Source organism: Duganella vulcania, assembly GCF_009857655.1.
In the GTDB taxonomy this organism is placed as follows: Bacteria; Pseudomonadota; Gammaproteobacteria; order Burkholderiales; family Burkholderiaceae_D; genus Rugamonas; species Rugamonas vulcania.
The window spans coordinates 14,745-31,464 of the sequence record NZ_WWCX01000032.1; the positions used below are offsets into that span (position 1 = coordinate 14,745).

14 protein-coding genes are annotated in these 16,720 nt (G+C 62.4%); 3 read left to right on the forward strand and 11 right to left on the reverse strand.

From position 1 onward, the window contains the following. Positions 1 to 27: 27 nt before the first annotated feature. The 8 genes from GTP90_RS17930 to GTP90_RS17965 form a co-directional block, all read right to left on the reverse strand. Complete coding sequence (locus tag GTP90_RS17930; protein WP_161084839.1) at positions 28 to 1,200, reverse strand: hypothetical protein; 1,173 nt, start codon at positions 1,198 to 1,200, stop codon at positions 28 to 30. A 154-nt stretch (positions 1,201 to 1,354) separates the two neighbouring features. Further along, on the reverse strand, positions 1,355 to 2,800 hold the full coding sequence (locus GTP90_RS17935) for a pectate lyase family protein (RefSeq protein ID WP_254451921.1): 1,446 nt from the start codon (positions 2,798 to 2,800) through the stop codon (positions 1,355 to 1,357). A gap of 343 nt (positions 2,801 to 3,143) precedes the next feature. Continuing rightward, a complete protein-coding gene (locus tag GTP90_RS17940) occupies positions 3,144 to 3,794 on the reverse strand; it encodes a hypothetical protein (protein ID WP_161084841.1) in 651 nt (216 codons plus the stop codon). Further along, complete coding sequence (locus GTP90_RS17945) at positions 3,791 to 4,804, reverse strand: substrate-binding domain-containing protein (RefSeq protein ID WP_161084842.1); 1,014 nt, start codon at positions 4,802 to 4,804, stop codon at positions 3,791 to 3,793. Before GTP90_RS17945 ends, GTP90_RS17940 begins: the two co-directional genes overlap by 4 nt. Positions 4,805 to 4,814: 10 nt before the next feature. Next, entirely contained in the window at positions 4,815 to 6,083 is a 1,269-nt protein-coding gene (locus GTP90_RS17950; protein WP_161084843.1) for an MFS transporter, read from the reverse strand. Between the two features lie 96 nt (positions 6,084 to 6,179). Then, on the reverse strand, positions 6,180 to 6,821 hold the full coding sequence (gene pgmB / locus GTP90_RS17955) for a beta-phosphoglucomutase (RefSeq protein WP_161084844.1): 642 nt from the start codon (positions 6,819 to 6,821) through the stop codon (positions 6,180 to 6,182). Continuing rightward, positions 6,818 to 9,142, reverse strand: coding sequence for a glycoside hydrolase family 65 protein (locus GTP90_RS17960; protein WP_371875077.1), 2,325 nt, complete (start codon positions 9,140 to 9,142; stop codon positions 6,818 to 6,820). Before GTP90_RS17960 ends, pgmB begins: the two co-directional genes overlap by 4 nt. Positions 9,143 to 9,230: 88 nt before the next feature. Beyond that, on the reverse strand, positions 9,231 to 10,238 hold the full coding sequence (locus tag GTP90_RS17965; protein WP_161084846.1) for a LacI family DNA-binding transcriptional regulator: 1,008 nt from the start codon (positions 10,236 to 10,238) through the stop codon (positions 9,231 to 9,233). A 229-nt stretch (positions 10,239 to 10,467) separates the two neighbouring features. Here GTP90_RS17965 and GTP90_RS17970 point away from each other — a divergent pair, with 229 nt between their 5' ends. Further along, complete coding sequence (locus tag GTP90_RS17970; protein ID WP_161084847.1) at positions 10,468 to 12,942, forward strand: TonB-dependent receptor; 2,475 nt, start codon at positions 10,468 to 10,470, stop codon at positions 12,940 to 12,942. A gap of 132 nt (positions 12,943 to 13,074) precedes the next feature. Then, positions 13,075 to 13,416: a hypothetical protein gene (locus GTP90_RS17975; RefSeq protein WP_161084848.1), complete on the forward strand. Its 342-nt coding sequence runs from the start codon at positions 13,075 to 13,077 to the stop codon at positions 13,414 to 13,416. A 153-nt stretch (positions 13,417 to 13,569) separates the two neighbouring features. Here the strand turns inward: GTP90_RS17975 and GTP90_RS17980 are convergent, their stop codons facing one another. Then, a complete protein-coding gene (locus GTP90_RS17980) occupies positions 13,570 to 14,634 on the reverse strand; it encodes an MBL fold metallo-hydrolase (protein ID WP_161084849.1) in 1,065 nt (354 codons plus the stop codon). 87 nt (positions 14,635 to 14,721) lie between these two features. Between GTP90_RS17980 and GTP90_RS17985 the strand changes: the two genes are divergently transcribed. After that, the gene (locus GTP90_RS17985; RefSeq protein WP_161084850.1) at positions 14,722 to 15,327 is read left to right on the forward strand and encodes a TetR/AcrR family transcriptional regulator; all 606 of its coding nucleotides are present in this window, start codon (positions 14,722 to 14,724) and stop codon (positions 15,325 to 15,327) included. Here GTP90_RS17985 and GTP90_RS17990 read toward each other — a convergent pair whose 3' ends face one another. Next, entirely contained in the window at positions 15,328 to 16,416 is a 1,089-nt protein-coding gene (locus tag GTP90_RS17990; RefSeq protein ID WP_161084851.1) for a WD40/YVTN/BNR-like repeat-containing protein, read from the reverse strand. Position 16,417: 1 nt separating this feature from the next. Then, the gene (locus tag GTP90_RS17995; RefSeq protein WP_161084852.1) at positions 16,418 to 16,687 is read right to left on the reverse strand and encodes a ubiquitin family protein; all 270 of its coding nucleotides are present in this window, start codon (positions 16,685 to 16,687) and stop codon (positions 16,418 to 16,420) included. Positions 16,688 to 16,720: the final 33 nt, after the last annotated feature.

The following is a 16,720-nucleotide window of genomic DNA, read 5'->3' on the forward strand; positions in this document are numbered from 1 at the left end:
GCGGCCCGAGCTCTGGCCACGCCTTCGTCACGCCAGATTCCAGACCGTCACTGGCGCCCACTGCAACAGCTGCTGCGCCAGATCGATGGCCGACGGAATGTACGCGGTCGAGATGGCAAAGTCTCCCGATGTGTCCGTTGGTGCAGGATCGACGAAGCGTGCCATCACATACAGACCATTGAGGACCGAGGTAACGAAGATCGCATTGCCATTCGTGTAGTGGACAAATTTCCTGCCGTGCAGGATGGTTCGGATCGCCACACGCTCATAATCCAGCTCGACCCGCTTGGTGGTACGGAAATCGTCACGCAACCTCTGGGAGCCGCTAAGCAGGAGCATGAAATATTCCTTGGCCGGCTTGGTTTTCGCTAAATGCGGCAACTCGACATTCCCGTTTCTAAATAGCGTCAGCAACGGCGTATGCGGAAAAAATGGCAGCATCCAACTTCGCGTCACTCTGCTGTAATAGTCCAGAAAGTCCATCCAGCGGTACGGCTCTTCAGCGTCCGGCGTACGCGCGCCGTTCACTTCCTCATAAAAGACGTGTTTTCTGACGTGGTCTGTCAACAACGCGGCATTGAACCGTATCGTGGCCGTCATCGTGCCGTTGGGCGGACAGTATGAAAATACCTTCGCCCAGCTGGGTAGGAAGGCGCGCTCCAGTTGCGCAGCATGGGGAGTGCCATGAAACCGCCCGATAATCTCCAGCGCACTTTGCAGATAAGGCTCGCGCACCTCACGCAATATCTCGCGCAACCGCCTGAACGTGACCGATTGAATATACGCCTGCAGACCAGGTGAGCCAGGAGCCACGGCGGCGAGCGCGTTCAGCAGCTTGTGAAACAATGGGTCCGCAATGTGCATGAAACCTACCGCTACCCCATCCAGATGAAGAACGATGTCGCGCGGACCGGTAACCAGATTGGGCGCGTAGGAATTTATCGCCGCCAGCACCGCGATAACCCGTTCAGGGAGCATGTCTATGCTGCCACCGGTTCCACGGACTGTCTTGATCAAGGTATCCAACTGAGCGGTCGTCGTGACCAGCGGCACTAACGGATCCGCCGCAGTGCTCAGCAACGCATTCAGGACGCCGCTGTTGGCCGGCAGCCTCAGCATACCGTTGATCTGCCCGGCCAGTTGCGGAGCAGGCGGCGGAACATTGACGTATTTTGCTAGTACGCGATCGACAACTGGCATGGGACCTCTGCTGGAAGCAAGACGATGGTAGAGCAAGACTAGCATTTTTGTTGAAATAAAGATGCACACATCCTCACACTTACATCAGAGGTCTGCCATCCTCGCTAGGCGGCCTCGACTGATGCCGGCGGCCGCATCGGAGGTCTCCTGAAGATCACTTCAATTTACCGGCGCCGGCGTTGGCAGGCACCGAGGTCTGCGTCGCCGTCGCGGTCTGCAGTGCGTACGCGTACGGCGGCGTCCACTGGTTGGCGGCGCTCGGCGGCGCAAGGCCGCACTGACCGTCGATCACGTTGGTGCCCGACTTGTCGCTGACGAAGACGTGGCCGGACGAACGGAAGCCGGTGTAGTCCTTGCCCTTGATGACCTTTCCGCAGAACTCGGACAGCTTGAGGCCTGCGAGGTTGTAGTAGTTATTCTCGACCAGCATATTGGAGTGGTAGCGCGCATCGGAGCCGCTTTCGAACTTCACATCGGCATCCGTGGTCGACACGCTGCCAGTGACAAGGTTGTTGAACATATGGACCTGGCCATAACGGTTCAATGGCAGGCGCGTGGTCGCACCATTCCACCAGTTGCCGGTAAAGGTGACGTGCATGCGGCCCTCGTCGCTCCAGGCGCGGCCGGAGTCGCCATTGCCCACCAGCGTGGTCTTGTGGTGCTTGCCGAAAGAGCTGTTGGCGATGGTGACGTAGTCGCTACCGCGCACCACGTCCAGCGCGCCGTCGTGCCGCGTGGTGTATGGCGACACGGCCAGCGAGTCCGGCGTGTCGCCGTCGCTGATGGTCAGGTGGTCGAGGTAGATATTCTGGCCGCGCGATACGGTCAGGCCGTCGGCATAGGCGTTGGCCGAGTCCTCGGGATTGACGTCCCACGGCGTATCGAGCACCAGGTTGCGCACGATGACGTTGCGGGTCCAGGTCGGGTAATCGTCACCGTCCTTGCCGTCGGCGATCCACTTCTTGAAGTCCGTCTCGGGATCGCCGCCGGCCGTCAGTGGCAGCTCGCCGCCGATCAGCAGCGACGTGCCGGTGATGCGCGCGGGACGGCCCTGCGCGTCGTTGATGCCGACCAGCGTGGTGTTCGACGGGATGCTGATCGAGCCGCCCAGCTTCTGGTCCGAATAGCTGGTGTACTCCTTGAAGACGGTATTGTTCTGGCTCCAGCGCAGATCGATATGGCCGATCACGCGGATGATCTTCGGCTCGTTGCCCGCCTCGTTGATGGCGGCCACCAGCTGCTGGCCGTTGTACACCGTGTAGACGCGGTTGGCGGTGGCCGAGCCGCCGCCCGTCACCAGCACCGGTGTCTTGCGCGTCTGTGTATGCCAGCCGGCGGCGGGCGCGCTATCGCGTTCGAAGGTCAGCACGCCGCCGGTGGGATCGGCCGAGGCAAACTGCCACACCGGCAGCTTGGGCGCGGCCGCGTAGTTGGCCGGGTCGTGCAGGCCATTGGTCAGCACCGGGGCCGAGTAATTGCGCACACCGTATTGGGCCGTCTGCAAAGGCGTGCTGGCGCCGACGAAGGTCTTGGCATCGATGGTTGCGGCCTGCGCGGCGGATGCCAGCAGGATGCCGGCGGCGATGAGTGAATAGTTCAAGGTTGTCTCCATTTTTAGAAAGTGACTTGCTAAGCGAGTGACGATTCGTACCCACGTGCTGGTGCAATGCGCGCCTGAGCGAGTCAGGATCGATATAAGCCAACTGGGTGGGTCTGGATAAACATTCAGCATCCGGACTGCGATGACTGAAACAGGCACCTTGCGTACCTGTCGCCGTTGCGACGAGGGCGGGGAGCCGAGGTCGCGCAGGTCAAGGATCGAAGCCGGCCTATGGATTCAGGCCGACGTCGATTGAATCGATACTAATCCGTCAGAAAAAAATATGCAACAGGCATTCAACGGGACTGAGAGTATGTCCCGGCAGCCGCGGACATCGCTGGGATCAATCCGCCTTGGGTACAGCCACCCAGGCGGAAGAGGCCTGCTGTATGCGGATCTTGGCATTCCTGAACGGGATCAGGATATTCAGATCGTAGTCGACGACGCCCGGCAGAACCTGCCCCTGCCCGCCCGCCACATAATGCGTGATGACGGTTCCATCGGCGAAGAACGGCGAGTGGAAGATTAACACCATCTGCCGCAGCTTGTTCGTGCCAGCATCGACCCACAGTTTCATCGTGCCCTTGTTTAAGGCTTTGCTGAACTGGGATTCGAAGACCGTGCACGTGACGCCGTCAAGCGCCACGCCATCGGTCCGGGTGGGCGTTTCATCCTCCGTCATCGACGTGGAAATTGCCGTGATCCCGTTCAGGAACGTCAAGTCGATGGCCTTTTCCTCCGGCTGTTTCTTAACCGTGGTGTACACAGGCTTTTGCTTTTCCCAACCGCTCAGGTGCATGGTGGCCGACATGTGCCGCACGCCGTTTCCCTTGTCAACGTCGCTGATAACGTCGACGACGCCGGCGGCCCACTTTCGCGATACCTCCAACTGCGCCGTCACGCTTTTCCACAGGGCGTCATTGTTCTCGGCGTGGACTGGCGCGACCAGGAACGTGGCCGATAAAGCGGCAACCGAAATGAGTTTTTTCATCATGCGTGGTGAGCAAATCCCACCGTTGATCCAGCCAGCAGCACCGGCTGCCACAGCTCCTGCAGTTCGCTGGCCGGCTTGCCGTCCACCAGCGCGAGCAGCATGTCGGCCATGCGGGCGCCGGCTTGGTGCGCGTCCGGCTGGTCGATGGTGGTGACGTCGATGCCGGCCAGCGTGTCGGCCATGCTGCCCCAGACGATCACCGAAATCTCCTTGCAGATATCGACGCCCGCATCCAGCAGCGCGCGCACCGCGCCAACGCCGGACAGGTGATTGTCGACGATGACCGCGGTCGGACGCGGCGAACATGCCAGCAGCTGCTGCATCGCCTGGTAGCCGCTGCGGCGGTCCAGCGTGTTGTCGATCAGGTAGCGCGTATCCACTTCCAGCCCGGCCGACGCCATCGCCGCCACAAACGCGTCCTTGCGCTGGCGGGCGAAGTTCAATTCCAGCGGCGCGCTGACCAGGGCCACGCGCTGATGCCCCAATCCCAGCAGGCGCTCCATCGCCATGCGGATGCCGGCCGCGTTGTCGTAGTCGAACCACGCGTACGGCGCACCAAGCTCGGTGCGGCCATGCGCGACAAAGGGAAACTTGGATTTGCTCAGGAAGGCGATGCGCTCGTCGCGCACCAGCGTGCGGCTGACCAGCAGCCCATCGACCCGCCGTCCACGCACGATCTGCTGGTAGGACGGCTGCTCCGCCGCCGGCGACACCGGCGCGATGATCAGGTTCTTGCTGACCCGCTCCAGCGCGGCCGACATGCCGGCCACCACGTCGAGGAACATCGGATCGCCCAGGTCCGCCGGCAGCAGCGGATAGATGATGCCGAATACATTGGTGCGCCCCAGCGCCAGCGAGCGCGCCATCGGATTGGGCTGGTAGCCGTTCTCCTTGGCCGCCTTCAGCACGCGCTCGCGGGTCCGGCCATTCACCTCGGGATAGCCGTTCAACGCCCGGCTCACCGTGGTCTTCGACATGCCGAGTAAGTTCGCGAGGCGCTCCAGGTTCATAGACAATTATTCAATGTTGACCGCTGATTATAGCGGAGGGGTCGAAACCACCACCACCGTCATCTACCGCTTTTTTGAAAAAATACAACATAATCAGGACGATAGAAATCGGCACCAGCGTCAGGTAGAAGGCGAAGTGGCCGCTGAAATTGCCGAACACGTAGCCGGTGATCAGCGATCCGGTGGTGCCGCCCAGCGCCGAGAAAATCACCAGCAAGCCGGTCATGGCCGAGTGCTGGTTCTTTGGCAGGGAACTAAGCATCACCGAGTTGATGCCGGGGTAGATCGGCGCCATGAACAATCCGATCAACGGGAACAGGAAGGTCGCCAGCGGTGCGCTGGACCAGCTGATGTTCGGATCGGCCACCACGTCGTGCGTCAGCGGGAGCGCCAGCAGCACCATGGCCGCCATGCCGATCACGCAGGCATTCATCACCGGATACCAGTTCAATTTGCGCATCAACACGCCGGCCGACAGGCGCCCGATCGCCAGGCAGGCGGCGAAGATGCTGGTCACCTGCACGCTCATCGCCGCCGGCAGTTTCAGGATCTCGTTGTTAAAGGTCGGCAGCCAGGTGCCCACGCTCTGCTCGATCAGCACATACAAGAACGCGGTGATGACGAACACGCACACCAGCGGCTTGAAGAACAGCTTGAGCATGGCCGCGAAATCCTGCGCGATGCCGCGGCCAGCCGGCAGCGCCGCCAGGTCCTCGTTGAAGTGCGTGGTCAGCACCAGCGCGAAGGTCAGCGCGCACAGCACGGCCAGCACCCAGTACACCTGCAACCAGCTATGCGACAGCGGATCGGACGAATCGATGAAGTAGCCGAACACCCAGTAGGCGCTCAACACGCCGACCATGAAGAAGCCTTCCAGCAGGTTCATCATGCTGGCGTGCTGCTTGCGGTCCGCAGCGATCAGGCCCAGTGTCGAATACACCGACACCTTCACCAGCGCGAACGATACGCCGACGCAGAAGAACAGCAGCTTGGTGGTGGCGAACGACGGCAACACCGGCATCGCCACGCAGGCGGCGGTGACGATGGCCAGCCCGGCCAGCATGGCCTTCTTGTAGCCGAGGCGCGGCAGGAAAGAGGCGATCAGGAAGGATACCGCCGCAATCGGCAAGTCCTTGAAACCTTCCAGCACGCTGGCGCTGGACTTGCTCACGCCGTAGTTGTTGATGATCTGAAGGATGACCGTGCCCACGCTGTTGAGCAGGATCGCGAATACAAAGTAAATCAGAAATAGCGCAAATAGGATGCGGTTGTTCTTCATACTGTCTCCATTATTTTTATAGCCTACACGTCATTCCCGCGCAGGCGGGAATCCATGCGGCGTATGGACTCCCGCCTGCGCGGGAGTGACACGGTACTAATATGATTCGAGATTGAAGTCGTTCAGGCTCGTGATCACCACGTCGGCCTGGGTCAGCACAAAGGGATGTCCTATCCCCAGCGCGAACATGCCGGCCGCCTTGATCGACGCCACGCCCGCCACCGCATCCTCCACACCCAAGCAGTCCTGCGGCGCCACGCCCAGCTCCCGCGCGGCTTTCAGGAAAATCTCCGGATCCGGCTTGCCGCGCGCGATGGTCGCCGCGTCGACCACATAGTCGAATTTATCGGTGATGCCCAGGCGGCCCAGCACCGTAAAGGCGTTCTTGCTCACCGACGCCAGGCCGATACGCAAGCCCGCCGCACGCACCACGTCCAGCGCCCGCACAGCGCCCGGCAGCAGGTCGGCCGACGACATGGTGGCGATCAGCTCCTGGTAGTGGCGGTTCTTCTCGTCAGCCAGCGCCAGCTTCTCCTCCGCAGTGTACGTCCGCTTGGACGACGCCAGAATCAGGTCCAGCGATCCCATACGATCGATGCCCTTCAGGTTCTCGTTGAAGGCGTGGTCGAAGTGTACGCCCTGTGATTCCGCCAGGCGCTTCCACGCCAGGTAGTGATAGTGGGCGGTGTCGGTGATCACGCCGTCCAGGTCAAAGATAACGGCTTTAAAGCGGCTCATGCGAAACTCCTCGATTGCGTCGGTTGCGACAGCGTCAGTGCGACAGGTTCGCCGCCGTGGGTAAAGTGCAGCGCCTCGCCTTGCAGCAGGCGATAGTCCGCGCGGCCAGGCTCCACATGCACCTCCAGCAGCGCGCCCTTGAAATGAATCTTGAATGTGTAGTGCTGCCACTGCTTGGGCAGCGACGGCACGAAATGCAGCTCGCCGCCCACCACACGCATGCCCGCGAAGCCATACGCCACGCCCATCCACGTGCCGGCCATTGCCGCCGTGTGCACGCCGTAGTGCGTGTTGCCATGCGTGTCATCCAGATCGAGGCGCGCGGTCTCCATGAAATAGTCATAGGCTTTGTCCTGATAGCCCACCTCCGCCGCGATGATGCTGAAGATGCAGGACGACAGCGACGAATCGTGCGTCGTTACCGCCTCGTAGTAGTCGAAGTCGCGGCGCTTGTCTTCCAGCGTGAACTGGTCGGACAGCAGCAGCAGCGCCAACACCACGTCCGCCTGCTTGCACACCTGATGGCGGTAGATCACCATCGGGTGGTAGTTCAGCAGCAGCGGATAGTTTTCCTTCGGCGTATTGGCGAAATCCCACACCTTCTTGGACAGGAAGCTGTCGTCCTGCGCGTGGATTTGCAGCGCGCCGTCGTAGGGAAGGTTCATCAGCGATGCGGCGCGGCGCCATGCGGCTGGCTCGCCCGCATCCAGCGCAGTGGCGGCGGCGATGCGCGCAAACTCCGACGGCGCCTGTGCCTGCAGCTGCTGCGCGATGGACGCCGCGAAGTTCAGGTGCATCCGCGCCATCGCGTTGGTGTAGTAGTTGTTGTTGACCAGCGCCGTATATTCGTCCGGCCCCGTCACCTGGTTGATGCAGAAGCGCCCTTCGCGGTCGTAGCTGCCGATGCCCATCCAGATGCGCGCCGTCTCCATCACGATTTCCGCGCCGTGCTTGACCAGGTACTCCTGGTCGTCGGTCGCTTCCATGTACAGCTTGATGGAGTACGCGATATCGGCGTTGATGTGATACTGCGCCGTCCCCGCCGGGAAGTAGGCCGAGCACTCGTCGCCGGCGATGGTGCGCCACGGGTACAGCGCGCCGGTCGCATGCGACATCTGGCGCGCACGCTCGCGCGCCTTCGGCAGGCCCGCGTAGCGGTACTCCAGCAGCTTGCGCGCGATCTCCGGCTTCGAGTACAGGAAGAACGGGAAGATGTAGATTTCCGTGTCCCAGAAATAGTGGCCTTCGTAGCCCTCGCCCGTCACGCCCTTGGCGGAGATGTTGGTCTTGCCGTCGCGGCCCACCGATTGCAGCAGGTGGAACTGGTTGAAATGGATGCCTTGCTGGAGCGCGTCGTCGCCGGCGATCTGCACGTCGGCCTGCTGCCAGAAATCGGCCAGGTACTGTTCCTGCGCCAGGCGCAGTTCGTCGAAGCCGCCCGCCTTCGCGGTGGCCAGCGTGTCCTTGCTGCGCCACATCAGCTCCGCCTCGGCGTAGTCGCGCGACGAGAAATAGCTGCCGTACTTGGTCAGCGCAACGCGCTGACCCGCCTGCGCCTCCAGCTCGTATGTCTGTGTGAGGCGCTGCTCCACCTGCGCGATTTCGATGGTCGCATCGGCACCCGTCAACTCCGTATCGGTGGCGCTGACCAGCATGAAGCCGCTGTTATGCGTGCGCTGCACCAGCGCCGCGAAGCCGACGTTCTGCTCATGCCCCACCATGTGCAACGACTGGCCCGACACCGCCGAACCCACGCGCGGATCGTCGCCAGCCTCCTGGTTCTTCACCGCGCCATCGAGCGACGACACCAGCCGCACGCGGCCCGCGAAGTTTAGCGGCGTCACCTCGAACTCGCTCGCGAACAGATGCTTGTTCTCGAAGCACACCAGGCGGCGGCTGCGCACCTTCACGCTGCGGCCTTGCGGCGAGGTCCATTCCACGGTACGCGTCAACACGCCGGTGCGGAAATCCAGCACCCGCTCGTACGACCGCACGACGCCGGTGAGCAAATCGAAGCGCTCGTCCTCCAGCCACAGCTCGATGCCCTTCGCGTTCGGCACGTTCAGCATGAACTGGTTCACCTTGGCCAGGCCGTAGGCCGCCTCCGGATACTGGATCGGCTCCGATTCGTAGAAGCCGTTCAGGTAGGTGCCGTCGAGCGAGGTGCCGGCCGGGCCGCTGTAGCCTTCCTCGCCGGTGCCGCGCAGGCCGATGTAGCCGTTCCCCAAAGCGAACAGGGTCTCGTCGAGAAAGTGGGAGTCGGTGTCGAAACTGGTCTCGCGGATGCACCAGGCTTCGAGGGGATAGGTGTGTTGTTGCACAGCGTATTCCTTAAAAATGCGATTCAAAGCGGTTTGAATTTTGAGAAAAGCCGGTTTTTTGAGGTTTTCAGCTTAATTCAAGGGGAAACTAGGTCTGGCGTACCATCAAGGTGGTCGGCAGCATTTCGGATGCCACCGGCTGGCCTTCGATCAGGCCCAACATCTTCTTGGCCAACAAAACGCCGCCGTCGCGCAGATACTGGTGCACGCTGGTCAGCGGCGGCACGAAACTGGCCGCGCCGGGCGTATCGTCGTAGCCGATGACGGAGACATTCTCCGGCACCCGCAAATTCTTCTCGGCCAGCGCGCGGATCGCGCCCATGGCCAGCAAGTCACTGGCGGCAAACACGCCGTCGAATATGGCGCCCTTCTTTTTCAACAGCGCCGAGATGCTGTCGAAACCCGCCTCGAAGGTGAAGGCCTTGGGACGGATGATGTGCACCGTCGCCCGCCCGCCCATCGCGTCGATGAAGCCGGCGCAGCGTTCCTGCACCTCGGCGTGATCGACGTCGCCCAGGAACACCAGCTTCTGCCGGCCCTGCGCGATGAAGCGCTCGGCGGCGCTGATGCCGCCCTTCCGATTGTCCGAGCCGACCACGATGTAGTCGGTGTCGGCTTCCGGCGCGCCCCAAACCACCAGCGGCATGCCGGTCTGCTGCAAGGTGCGCACTGCTTCGCCGTGCGAGCCTTGGCCCAGCAGGATCAAACCGTCGGCGCCTTGCACCGGCGCGGTATTCATCAACTGCTTGGAGGTCAGCACCACGCTGTAGCCGGCCGTGGTCAGCTCCTGCGTGATGCCGCCCAACAGCTCCAGCGGATACGGGTCGGACATCGGCCGGCCGCGCACGGGTGTCATTTCCACCACAACCGCCACCGAATAACTGCGGCCCATGCGCAGGTTGCGCGCGCTCACATTGAAACGGTAACCCTGCTCGTTCGCCAAGGTGCGGATCTTCTCCCGCGTCTCCGCCGTCACCAGCGGACTGTCGCGCAGGGCGCGTGAAACGGTGATCTTGGAGACGCCGGCCAGCTTGGCCAGGTCTTCCATCGTCAATGCTGTTTCGGCTTTGCGGGCTACAGACTTATTCGAAGGCATTGATCGCTCATAGGTTGGAAACAGGGTGTGCGCACGCATTATGACAGAAAATTTTCATTTGTCGCGAAAAATGACATCGATAACATTTCGATTGACATCGATATCATTTCTTGTTTCAATGGCCCATCTTCACGAATCGTGGAAGATGGGGATGGAACTACCGCAGGCCGTTTTTGCTGGTGGCGCGCCGTCCAGGAGACGATTTACACCATAAGAAAGCACAGACCACATGAAAAGCCAGAATCCGTTCTTGTTATCCGCAGTCACGGCTGCCGTCCTCACGCTCGTCAACCAGGCCGCCGCGCAAGCCCAGAGCGCCGCCCCCGCCGAACCTTCCACCACCAAGGAAGTCGCCGCCGAAGTCCAGCAAGTGGTCGTTACCGGCGTGGCCTCGGCGCGCGGCGTGCGCAAGGTCGACTCGGCCTTCTCGATCACCACCGCCACCGAAGAACAACTGAAGCAAGCCTCGCCCAGCAGCACCGCCGACATCATGAAAATCGTGCCGGGCGTGTATGCGGAATCGACCGGCGGCCAGTCCGGCGCCAACATCGAGGTGCGCGGCTTCCCGTCCGGCAGCGATTCGCCGTTCGTCTCGGTGCAGCTGATGGGCAACCCGATCTTCCCGCCGCCGACGCTGTCGTTCTTCGAAGGCTCGTCGGCCTTCCGCCTGGACGACACGGTCGAGCGCGTTGAAGTGCTGCGCGGCGGCCCGTCCACCATCTGGTCCAACGCCCAGCCCGGCGCGACGATGAACTTCATCCTGAAGGAAGGCAGCGACACGCCGGAAGGCTCGGTGCGCTTCACCACAGGCACCGGCAGCCTGCGCCGCGTCGACATGTTCTACGGCGGCAAAATCAGCGACGGCTGGTATGGCTCGGTCGGCGGCTTCTACCGCAAGACCGACGGCGTGCGCGACGCCGGCTTCCCGGCTGACGACGGCCACCAGCTGACCGCCACGCTGACGCGCAAGCTCGACGACGGCAAGCTGACCATGTACGTCCGCAACACCGACGACAAGAACGCGTTCTACACCGGCGTGCCGCTGATCTCCAGCAACGGCGGCCACACGATCTCGGAATTCCCCGGCTTCAATCCGCTGACCGGCACACTGATGAGCGGCGAGATGCGCAACTTCACCATCGAAGCGGCGCCCGGCAAGACCTTGAACCGCGACCTGGCGGACGGCCGCGGCCTGAAAGCCACCGTGTTCGGCGCGGACTTCGACCAGAAGATCGGCGAGTGGAGCGTATCGAACAAGTTCAACCGCTTCGACGGCGACCTCAACACCAACGCCATGTTCACCGGTAACAACCCGCTGTCGATGAACGACTATTTGAAGGCCGCCATCGCCTCGGCCAACGGCAACGCGGCCACGGTCGCTGCGGCCGGCGGCAAGCTGGCCACGGCCGGCACCGCCACCTACGTGCACGGCGGCGCGGTCGAGGGCAACCAGCAGGTGGTGCAGGCCGGCCTGTGGTCGGTGGAAAAACAACTGAAATCGTTCACGGACGAACTGCGTGTCAGCAAGGATATCGGCCACGGCCACACGCTCACCGTGGGCGGCTACTTCGCCGACTACTCGTCGCATGACGTCTGGTACCTGGGCAACAGCCATCTGATGTCGGCCGTGCCGCAGGCCAGCCTGATCAATGTGACCCTGAACAACGGCGTGGTCGTGTCGAAGAACGGCACCGACGGCAATGTGTTCTACGCACCGGTCGCCTCGTACGACGGCCGCAACACCGCCGGCTTTATTTCGGACGAGTGGAAGGTCAACGACCGCATCAAGGTCGACTTCGGCATGCGCCATGAACAGCAGAAGATCAGCGGCACGATCTCCAACCTGACCTCGGGCGACACCGACAACAATCCGCTGACCGTGTACAACAACGGCACCTCGATGCCGGACGGTTCCAACACCTACCTGAGCCGCACCGACAGCGCCAACTCCTTCACCATCGGCGGCAACTACAAGCTGGCCAAGGATACGGCCGTGTTCGTGCGCGCCAACCGCGGCCACACCTTCATCTCGTTCGACGACCTGCGCGGCGCCGGCAACCAGCAGACCGCCAACGACCGCAGCATCCTGCCGACGCCGAAAGTGAGCCAGTACGAAATCGGCTTCAAGACCGCGACCCAGCTGTACAGCGCCTACATCAACGCCTTCCACACGGAATTCGACGGCATCGCGTTCACGCAGATCCTGGCCGATGGCCGCGAACTGCATTCTATCAGCGGCTCCAAGGGCAACGGCCTGGAATTCGAACTGGCCGTGCGCCCGATCGAAAACCTGCAACTGGCGCTGACCGGCGACTACCAGAAATCGGAATACCGCGACAATCCGCAGACCGCCGGCAAAACCGTCCAGCGCCAGCCGAAGCTGCAGTTCCGCTTCACGCCGACCTACCGGATTCCTTTCGGCGACGGCAACTCGGCCAAGCTCTACGCCACCTACACCTCGATCGGCGAGCGCTGGGCTGACCAGGCCAACCAGCAATACCTGCCGTCGTACCGCACCATCGACGCCGGCGTGCTGTTCTCGCTGGGCGACAAGATCGAAGTGCGCCTGGCCGGTACCAACCTCAACAACGAACTGGGCCTGACCGAAGGCAATTCCCGCCTGACCGCCGGCGGCACCGGGCCGATCAACGCGCGTCCGCTGTTTGGCCGCACCTGGGAAGCATCGGTGCTGTACCGCTTCTAAGCAACCTCTCTCCCTCACAGGCAAGGCGTGGTCAGCCTTGCCTTTTTTGTTTTTGTGGCCTACTCTTCAATTGATCGTGCTCAATACGATTCTGCCTTACCATGCCTGGAATTCTTGCTTAGGAGTTAGACCGTGGCTTCCGTAACGTCCGTCAGTGCGCTGCAGGCATCGATTGCACAGGCCGAAAGGCAGGTGCAAGCGGACCAGTCGCGCGTGAACCAGGACGCCAGCCGGCTGGAGCAGAGCCGGGTGCAGCTGACCAAGGACAAGCAGACGCTGAGCGATACCCAGCAGCAAAGCGCCCAGGCATCCGCACCGCCGCTGAAGGCGACGCCGGCCCCGAATTTGAACAATGCGATAGAAAAACCCTCCCGCGCCGAGCAGGTACTGCCGGCCGACCTGACCGCCCCGCCCAAGCCGCAGATCAACGCCCAAGGCGAAACCATCGGCAAGCTGATCAATATCGTCGCCTAATTGGGGTCACGCCTAATTGGGGTCAAGTCTGACATTCGGACACGAGCTCAACCGTAAGGTGGGGTCAAGTCTGGCAATCGGACACGAGCTCTGCGGTAGGCGCGCGCCTACCGCAGAGCTCGTGTCCGATTGCCAGACTTGACCCCACCGGTTTTAGCTGGCGGACATTGCCGCTTCCAATGCCTTTACCTCGTCCCACCAGCGGCCATCCGCCAGCGGCTGGTGGATATCGAGCGCCTTGCCGATTTCAGGCGTGGCCAGCGGCAACCGGCGTTCCGCCGCCAGCTCGTGGATGCGGTCGAACGGGTCGTGCCAGGCGTGCAGCGACAGGTCGAAGGTGCCGTTGTGAATCGGCAGCATGACCTTGCCCCGCAGGTCGATGTGCGCCTGCAGCGATTCCTCCGGCTGCATGTGCACGTCCGGCCATTGCGGATCGTAGGCGCCGGTTTCCACCATGGTCAGGTCGAACGGCCCATGGCGGCGGCCAATCTCCTTGAAACCGTCGAAATAACCGCTATCACCGCTGAAAAACACCTTTATATCGCGGTCCTCGATCACAAACGATGCCCACAGCGTCTTGTTGCGGTCGCTCAGGCCGCGGCCCGAGAAGTGCTGCGCCGGCGTCGCCACCAGCCTTAAACCCGCCACATGGGTCGATTCCCACCAACTCAGCTGCCGCACCTTGGCGGCCGGAATGCCCCAGCTCATCAAGCGGTCGCCCACGCCCAGCGGCGTGATGAAGTGCTCGGTCTTGGCGGCCAGTTTCATCACGGCGGCGTAGTCCAGATGGTCGTAGTGGTCGTGCGACAGGATGATGCCCTTGATCGCGGGCAGCTCCTCGATGCTGATCGGCGTCTCATGGAAACGCTGCGGTCCGGCCCACTGCACCGGCGACGCGCGCTCGGAAAACACCGGATCGGTCAGCCAGAAATGGCCGTTGAGCTTGAGCAGCACCGTCGAGTGTCCCAGGCGGAACAGGCTGCGATCCGGAGCATCCAATAACTGCTGCTGCGTGATCGCATGAACGGGGATGGCCTGGCGCGGCACGGTATCCTTGGGTTTGTCGAAGGCGAAGCGCAGCATGACGCCCAGCGACTGGATGAAGCCCATCTTGTGCATCTTCACCGGATTGCGGAACTTGCCATCCCGCGTGCGCGGCGCGCTGGGCACGGACAAGCCGTCGAGGTCGGATTCGGCGATAGCGGATTGATAAGCCATGACGGGCAACTCCTGAGTTGAGAATGTACACTACACAGTGTAGTTCTTATCTTTTAAAAAGTAAACTAGCCGGTGTAAAATAAAGCCATGAACCTGCCCCTCAAACTGACCGACCGCAAACGCCAGGCCATCGTCGACGCCGCCATCGCGGAATTCCGCGTCAGCGGTTTCGAATCGACCAGCATGGACAAGATCGCCGCCACCGCAGGCGTGTCCAAGCGCACGGTGTACAACCACTTCCCCAGTAAAGACGAACTGTTCGCGCAGATATTGCATGAGTTGTGGAATAGTTCGATGGCGCAGGAGCACCAGCCCTACGATCCGGCCGTCCCGATGCGCGAGCAGCTGCTGGCTTTGCTGTGGAAAAAGATGGCCATGCTGCAGGACAGTTACTTCCTGGACCTGGCGCGGGTGGCGATCGCCGAGTCCATCCACTCGCCCGAGCGGGCGCAGGAGATGGTGACGCGGCTGAGCCGCAAGGAAGAGGAAGCCACGGCCTGGCTGCGCGCCGCCCAGGCAGACGGCAAGCTGCTCAAGGCCGACCCCGTGCTGGCGCCGCAAATGCTGAGCGGCCAGTTGAAGACCTTCGCCTTCTGGCCGCAAGTGACGCTCAACCAGCCGCCGCTGGACGCGGCCACGCAGAAAAAAGTGGTCGAGGCGACCGTCGATATGTTCCTGGCCTACGCCAACTAATCAGGCGAAGCTGACCGAGTAAATCGGCGGCAAGGTGGTGGAGATGGTCTGCCACTGACCGCCGCCGTCCTCCGACAGCCAGGCCCCGCCGGTGGTCGATCCCATCAGCAGTATCTGTCCGCAATCACTGACGGCCAGCCCGTGGCGGTACACCAGGTCGTAGCAATGCTGCTGCGGCAGGCCGCCGCGCCAGGCGGTGAAAGTCTTGCCGCCGTCGGTGGTGCGCGTGACCGCCAGCGCCGCGTGCGCGGCGAAGCGCTTGCTGTCCGCCTCGGCCGGCACGAACCACGCCGTCTCGCCGTCCTGCGGGTGCACGGCCGTCACGAAACCGAAATTCGACAGCGGCGCGCTGATCACCTCGGTCCAGTTGGCGCCGTTATCGACACTGCGCCAGATGCCGTTGTGATGCTGGCACCACAGCTTGTCCGGCTCGGACGGGCAACGCACGATGCGATGCGGATCCTGCACCTGCTGCGTCTCGGCCAATTCCGGCGGCATGTAGCGGGCCAGCATGCCCTTGGCGCGCATGCTCCAGCTTTCGCCGCCATCGTTGGTCAGCCAGGCGCCGCCGCAAGAAATCCCCACCAGCACCGACTTGCTGTTACGTGGATCGACGCAGATGCTGTGGATGCCCGGCACATCGTAGCCGCCGCCCATCCACTGCGAGCGCTCCGGCACATTCCACAGCGATTCCACCAACTGCCAGCTGTCGCCCCGGTCGTTCGAGCGGAACAGGCCGCCCGGCAAGGTGCCGGCCCACAGCACGCCCGGCTGGTCCGGCCCGCCCGCCGCCAGCGACCAGATCTGCTTCAGCGTCCACTCCACCGGATCGGTCGAGTCCTGCGGCTTGACAGGAAACGCCGGCACCGCCACCTCGGTCCATTCTTCGCTGCCCGGGTCGCGCCGGTGCAGCTTGGCGCCGAAGTGGCCCAGGTTCAGCGCCGCGTACAAGGTGCCGTCGCGCCGGTCCGGCAACACCATCGTCACCGGATCGCCCAGGAAATGCTGCCGGTCCAGATGCCACGCCTCGTGCGTGCGGTAGATCTCGAACAGTCCTTTGCGAGTGCCGATGTAGGCGCGGTCAGACATGTCAACCTCCAGAAAGAGCTTGCAGGATATAGACTTTGGAATGCGGCGCGAGCGCATCGTTCAACAGCTTGCGTTCGCGGCTGCGCTGGCCGTCGATGAAGATGACGACGTTCTCGCGCAACTGGCCCTGCTCGTCGAGCACATAGCCGCGCAGCCGTGGATGGTCGGCGAAGGCGGCGTCAAGGGCGCCGCGCAGGTCCGGCGCGCTGGTCTCCACCTGCGGCACGTCCATGAAGCGGGCCAATTGCTGGGTAAAAATGAGTTGCGCCATCGTTATGCTTGTTGGCTCATTCGACGGGAACTC